The sequence below is a fragment of the Acinetobacter sp. R933-2 genome (genome assembly GCF_030325485.1).
GTDB lineage: Bacteria > Pseudomonadota > Gammaproteobacteria > Pseudomonadales > Moraxellaceae > Acinetobacter > Acinetobacter sichuanensis.
In genome coordinates, this window is record NZ_JACAIJ010000035.1 from 1 (window position 1) to 6,619 (window position 6,619).

5 protein-coding genes and 1 pseudogene are annotated in these 6,619 nt (G+C 32.5%); 2 read left to right on the forward strand and 4 right to left on the reverse strand.

The genetic code is table 11. From position 1 onward, the window contains the following. Positions 1-267: pseudogene (locus HX005_RS19210) on the forward strand (MobQ family relaxase); the annotation flags it as partial. A gap of 682 nt (positions 268-949) precedes the next feature. Beyond that, complete coding sequence (locus tag HX005_RS19215; RefSeq protein ID WP_286378555.1) at positions 950-1,885, forward strand: replication initiation protein; 936 nt, start codon at positions 950-952, stop codon at positions 1,883-1,885. Positions 1,886-2,119: 234 nt separating this feature from the next. Here HX005_RS19215 and HX005_RS19220 read toward each other — a convergent pair whose 3' ends face one another. The 4 genes from HX005_RS19220 to HX005_RS19235 form a co-directional block, all read right to left on the reverse strand. Further along, entirely contained in the window at positions 2,120-3,142 is a 1,023-nt protein-coding gene (locus HX005_RS19220; RefSeq protein WP_286378556.1) for a hypothetical protein, read from the reverse strand. Positions 3,143-3,697: 555 nt separating this feature from the next. After that, positions 3,698-4,012, reverse strand: a complete 315-nt coding sequence (locus HX005_RS19225) for a helix-turn-helix domain-containing protein (protein WP_286378557.1) — start codon at positions 4,010-4,012, stop codon at positions 3,698-3,700. Then, positions 3,993-4,316, reverse strand: a complete 324-nt coding sequence (locus HX005_RS19230) for a transcriptional regulator (RefSeq protein ID WP_286378558.1) — start codon at positions 4,314-4,316, stop codon at positions 3,993-3,995. Before HX005_RS19230 ends, HX005_RS19225 begins: the two co-directional genes overlap by 20 nt. 143 nt (positions 4,317-4,459) lie before the next feature. Beyond that, complete coding sequence (locus tag HX005_RS19235; RefSeq protein ID WP_286378559.1) at positions 4,460-6,334, reverse strand: ATP-dependent nuclease; 1,875 nt, start codon at positions 6,332-6,334, stop codon at positions 4,460-4,462. Positions 6,335-6,619: the final 285 nt, after the last annotated feature.

A 6,619-nucleotide genomic window follows, 5' to 3' on the forward strand; every position in this document is an offset into this window, starting at 1 on the left:
AAATTGCATGCAGATTTTACAAAAAGCGTTGAAATGGAAGTGCAGCAAGAGTTTGACCGAAAAACAGCTCTACAGCTCGAAAATGACCGAAAAGATCGTGAATCTAGAGAACAGCAGTTGCATGAAGAAGAAGAACAACGTTATGAGCAAGAAAAACGAGCACCCGACCTTTTAGCATTTTCAAGACGTGAAGACCCAAAAAACCAGCAGAAAAATGAACCCAAAAAACCAGATTTTGATAATAATCCTGACTACATGCCTTGGTAACCCCCATTTAAACGCAAAAAAACGGGGTTTTTAGCGACTTTAACTAAAAATATAGGGAAACTATAGTTGATTAAAATAAAATTTCTTAGAACGCAAATGAGAGCATTTAGCGAGTGTCTACGAGCGTCACATTGAAAGTTCGCTTAATTCCCCTCTGAAAAACCGTTTTTACTGAATTACAGTAGATTGTGCTTAGCGAGTGTCTACGAGCGTCACAATGAAGCTTTTGCTTTTCAAAAAGCATGAGCGAAGCGAATGCATTATTGATGCTTTTGCTTTTTGAATACTCGATAAATTAAGAAAAAAACTGCCCCAACGAAGCGAGAGAAACGAGCTTCAATAGAGTACGAGCTTTAGCGAGTACCAAGGGCAGTTTTTATAGCCCGAATTTGAACAAAATTCCCTTTTATACTTTTAAAAAGCTTTTAAAAGCTTTTAGACCCCCCTCTAGCCCATGTCTAGCAATGCTTTCAGACTTTAAAAAACTACAAATGGCATGAACTAAACTACAAATGGCATGATTTTAAGGGTTAAAAAACTACAAATGGCATGATTAGAAACTACAAATGGCATGAACTAAACTACAATATAATTAATGTAGTTTAATGTAAAAAACTACAAAAATCGTGTGCAAAAAAAATCAATATGTTATAAAAAACTACAATTTGCGGAATGTAGTGTTATGGAGCTTAAAAAAACATACCCTGTATCTTGGGTAGTAATGCAAAATACAATTCAAGAGTGCTTTAAAAGCATGAGTATTGATGAAAAACGCTTATTGATTCTTGCTAGCCCTATAGCTCGGACAATTGATGCAACTGAAAAAGATGCAATAACCATAACATCCGAAGAATTTGCAAAAGAGTGCGGTATAAAAACAAATTCGGCATATTCACAAATGGAAGATGCTAGTAAAAGTCTTTTAAGGCGTTATTTTTCTTATGGTGATGGTAAGAAAAAAACATACTGTAACTGGGTTATTCGGGCTATATATGAAAATGGAGCAATATCTATTTGTTTTCCAGATGAAGTGCTTCTGATGCTGAAAGAGTTTGATAAATTAAACCCTTACACTAAATATAAAAAAGAGATTGTACTCAGTCTAAAAAAAGATTATTCCTTTGATCTTTATCACTTAGCCAAAAAATATCAAGCGATGGGGCAGTTTGAAATGTCCTTAGAGCATATAAAGAATGAGCTTGGTTTGCCTAAATCATACGATAAACTTTGTAACTTAAAAGATCGTGTATTGAAGCCATCATTAGATGAAATTACTACAAATACGGACATTGATTTGACTTATGAAAATGTCAAAAAAGGGCGTTCTGTTGTCGGCTTTAAATTCACCGTAAAAGAAAAACCTAAGCCAAAACTCACAGCACCCACAAGAGATACAAAAACCATAGATATGTTCTGCAATCTATCTGATGCTCAAATCAACAAGTACAGCACGATTTTATCTCAACTTTCTGAGCTATCAGACCTCAGTAATTTTCCTGATTATCCTACTTTTGCCCTTTGGATTGGTGGCATCTTACGAGATCCGAAAAGTGTCAGAGAGGAAACAGCTAAACGGATTTTTAAAGCTCTGCATAGCAAAACCGATTTCAAACCTTGATAAATTATTTAATGTAGCTAATGAAAATCGTGGAACTTTGATCAAGGAATAGGCGTGGAACGTGAAAAATGAATAAAAAAGCCCAATTCAGCTGAGTTGGGCTTTCTATTAAGAGATAAGGCAATGATTTATATGAAATAAAAAAGATTATTTCGCATAAGGTGTATTATGTTAATTTTAGAATAACTAAACCTATATCGTATTTTCTGTAAGCTGTATTTTTACAAAATATTGTTAAGCTACTCGTAATATTTTATTTGATTCTTTATCAGATTTATTATCCATCATATGAGGCACGCCTATAAGTATTGATAATCCAGAACCTTCATTAATCCATTGATTACAACTTATGGTAATTTCTTTTTTATCTGTACTCTCTATGACATCGTATTTTGCCCCAACAACAAATACACAAAAATCCTTTACTATAATATCTTCTGAACATCTCAAATAGAACTTAAAACCATCTGTAGGTTGCAGAGCTTTAAACGATAATAATGCCCAATGATCCCCACCATATTCTTTAACATTTAAGTCTACATCTAGATGATTACAATCTTTCAATTTTGGATCTTGATTGATTTTTGTTTTTGAGACTTTGCAAATTTTACCTTCATTAGTATCTTCAATAAACTCAAGATTTTCTTTTTTAAGCCTATATCCATCAGGCGTACTAATACTTAATAAAGAGCACTGACATGGACCATCTAATGATTCTTCAAAACCGACTGTCACATCACCATATCCATCTATCGATGGATACAATCTATAACTATACCGACTATCTATTGCAATTTTTCCATGCTCTTCATCAAAAAATACAAGAGCATTAACCATGTAATTACTTCGAACATTTTTTTTCCGAATATCTAAAGCCTTCTCAATAAAATGACCGTAATAGTTGCCTATATTAGGGTAATTATTAGATTCAGCCGTAGAAGGCTGAAGTAAGGTTTTTAATACATCTTTTTTAGAATTTGGATCAATATTATTTAAAAAATTTCTTTTAATAACAATAGTTTCTAAGAGAGATTTTATTTGATCCATAAACTGAGATGTTCCTGAAGCATATGAAAAAATAGCAGATACAATAATAGCTATTCCCACATAGTTAAAGATCAAAATTGATAAGTTGATAAAAAAATGTCTACTTGCTGCTGGATAGAGTAGCTCTAATATGATTGATAGTAATAATAAAACGATACCTATCCAAATATAATTAAGAAAAAATTTTTTTATAAGTTCCCAAGTCTGCATACAAGTAAATCAAGTTAATTTAAGTTGCCATATACTAAGGCTTTTTATTAAATTACATTAGATGAATCGTAAAATACTCCTTCTATTTAACATAATGGGCCTTATGCGAAATGGTTCTTTTAAATCCTTTTTATTTCAATAACTTAATTAATTAAAAAACCGCCATTCATCCGCAAAAAGCCGACCTCGTTACATGTCGGCGTTTTTTTAAACGAAATTGTCATTTTTTGCCTATAAAATAGGTTGAAAAATAACCAATTTTAACTTTTTCTGAATTCAATCAGGACTTATAGTGGTTAAAATATCCACAAAATGTGCGGGTAAATCTAAGGATAATTTTTAAGCTTTGTAAGCCATAACGTACAACATTTTAGGGCATTGGCGAATATACAGATCCACCCTAACTTCCTATCATGAACCCATAGCGAGCAGGATGCTCCAGAGAATAATAAAACGCAGCAACAAGGAATGTTAAAGGTTCGACAGGAGTTAAACCTAAGACGCAAATACGAAAAACCCCGACAGGATGTTGGGGTTTTTTATTGCCTAAGTAAATTAAGCCAAACTTTCTTTTACAAACATTGGATCAACAATAAATAATCGAATTAATGATGTTGCTGCACCAGAAGGTCTTCTTACACCTTGTTCCCAAGATTCTAATGTACGTCTGGAAACACCAAGGAGCTTAGCAAACTGTTCTTGTGTCAGTTGTGCCTTTCTACGTGCTAAGGCTACATCTGTTTCAGTAATTACTGTTCTTTTTGCAGCATTATTCGCAAGCATATCATCTATGCCTTGTAAAATTTCAGCTTCAATATCTCTTGTTGCTTCAAAGGCTTCTAGTTCTTTTTCAGTCATTAAACGAGTCATTTAATTTCTCCACCAATGTTTGAAGGGTTTTCTTACTAAGCTGCACAGTTTGTTTTTTACTGTACAAGGTTAATAACCAAATCTCTCCATTTGTTAAACGATTAAAGTAGATGACTCTGACACCACCACTTTTGCCTCGACCACCACTCGTCCATCTAATTTTACGAATACCGCCTGAATTAGGCTCTACATCACCTGCTTCAGGATTTAATGCCAAGAATGTTTTAAATTCTTCGTATTCTTCTTCAGTCCAGTAAACAAGACAGTATTTAGTAAATAATGGGGTTTCACATATTGTATACATTGCTTATGTTCATACTACCTTGTAGTAAATAATCATATACTACTTTGTAGTATTTTTAAATGACTTCTAATAAATTGTACTAATTTCGCATAAGAGATTTTATGTTAAATAAAAAGCCACTTAATTATTAAGTGGCTAAAATTTTATAATAATTTACTACGTATGGAGGTAATAATATTTTCATCTTTATGAATAGTTAATGGGAATTTATCACACTTAATAATTTTGCTTTTTAATTCAACTATTAAATTATTTCCATTTCTAGTTAAGTTAAAGATCTTGGCTTTATCAGGGAATAAAGACGAAGCAAAAATGTTAAGATCTTCTTGATTAGTAGCATCTTGGATTCTAGGTATACAAGGAGCTACTATTGCTAATAATATATCCTGTAGTGCAAGAGCTTCATTGATTTCACTTGTAGATGATGCAAACTTCAGACATTTTACAATATCTTCATATGCATGATGGATTTGCTCCTTTGTTAGAGAATGAATATGAGTGATTTCTTGTATTGCTGCATCAATCTTTTTCTCAGAAGTATTTGGATCGGATAAATTGTAATAAGATTCAATAGCTCCTTTTTTTAAGAAAAATACACCACAAGATTCAACGATTTCTAATAAGGCCATATATCTATTTTTAATCATTATCCAATCTGTATAATTTTCTTGTAAATGATCCTGTAGTATCTCGTCTTTATTAGAAAATAGTGTTGAAAATGCTGATCTTTTTTTGGCTTTAGGTATATCAGATTGACCATTAATCCAATATGGATGTTGTTTAGCTAAAGCCTCGATTTGCTCCCATTGACTATTTACTAGAGCCGCGAACGCATTATTAATTTCTCGAGCCAAACTAAGAGCATCTTTTGCTCCCAATATTGATGCTTTTAAATTAGCTGATTCATTTCGACTTAAAAATGGAGAAATTACATCAACTCCATCAGCAATAGCATCAGCATCAGCTAAAACTACAGGGTCTTTCCCAAAAAGTTTGAGTAGTTTAGCGACTATAGGAATTTGATCTTTGCCAATTACAGGAAGAATCTGAGACCCCGACGCTTCTAGATATATATCTAGTTTCTTGGCTAATGTATTACACATGACAACATCAGAAGGACCTTCAACAAGAAGTGGCCTATGAGAAAAAAGAGTTAACTTATGTTCCTGTCCTAACTTAGAAATAAGGTTTTTAATTTTATCATTTCTTAAAGTTCCATCTTGACTAGAAACTTGCTTAGGCTCTGAATTTAGGTCATAACAGAATATTAAAGAAGATAAATCTTCTGGTTTGTCGATATAAAGCATCTCTGTAGAATGTGTTGCAATTACTATAATTTTTTTATTAGTGTGATCATCTGGAATTCCAACAATATCTAAAATCTCACTCAGTAAAAAGGATTGAAGTTGTGGGTGAAGTGATACTTCTGGCTCATCAATAAATAATGCTCCTACCTCGTCATCGTAGAGAGCGCACAATATTCCAACTAAATGCATTAATCCTGATGCTTCACGTGCAGAGGAATATGGTTCTGATCCATCTAAACGAGAAAAAAATATTTTTAGATGACCATCATCCCAATTAACAATCAAGTTTCTTCTAAATAATTTACTTAATCTTTCTTGGATTTTTATTAAAATATCTGGACGTTGAGCTAATGTGTGATAGTCACCTTGTAAAGTTTCAATGTCATGTCTACGTGTAGTGTAATCTTTACTACCAAATTGAGCGCTCTCATACTCAAATTGATAGTACGTATTGGTACCGTCATAATGTAGTCTATGACCATCATAGTTTGATCTAAATTGCTCTAATAAACCAATACGACCAGCAGAGATAAAACGAGTTTTTTTCTGAATATGGGGTCGTATGCTGTCTCTTAAGCTTCTTAAAAGATGTGTTTTACCTGATCCGTTAGGACCTAGAATACAAGTAAAAGGATTCTCTAATATTATGTTTCTTTGAATAGATCCATTATGGCTATTGATATTGCATGTAAGATTTAAGGGCAGATCCATTTAAATAAGCTCTTGTTAAAAATAAATTTTTTAATTTTATATTAAAATTTGACAAATCATATGATTAGTTCGAGCTTAATTAGAGTTAGATAAGACTTATCTTAAATTCTGAACTTAAGATTTCCTAAAATTAACATAATACACCTTATGCGAAATTTAGGTCTTATCCCACATAACGCCATTAAAAAGATCTTTATCTTTCTGCCTGTTTTCTTCGGTCTTATTTTCCGTATTTAAAAATTGCTCAAAATCGGCTAATTGCTGCTTAAACGATTCATCATTTTT

Coding starts and splice junctions, on each gene's coding strand:
- HX005_RS19215 (WP_286378555.1), top strand. CDS start 950: ATGGAGCTTAAAAAAACATACCCTGTATCTTGGGTAGTAATGCAAAAT.
- HX005_RS19220 (WP_286378556.1), bottom strand. CDS start 3,142: ATGCAGACTTGGGAACTTATAAAAAAATTTTTTCTTAATTATATTTGG.
- HX005_RS19225 (WP_286378557.1), bottom strand. CDS start 4,012: ATGACTCGTTTAATGACTGAAAAAGAACTAGAAGCCTTTGAAGCAACA.
- HX005_RS19230 (WP_286378558.1), bottom strand. CDS start 4,316: ATGTATACAATATGTGAAACCCCATTATTTACTAAATACTGTCTTGTT.
- HX005_RS19235 (WP_286378559.1), bottom strand. CDS start 6,334: ATGGATCTGCCCTTAAATCTTACATGCAATATCAATAGCCATAATGGA.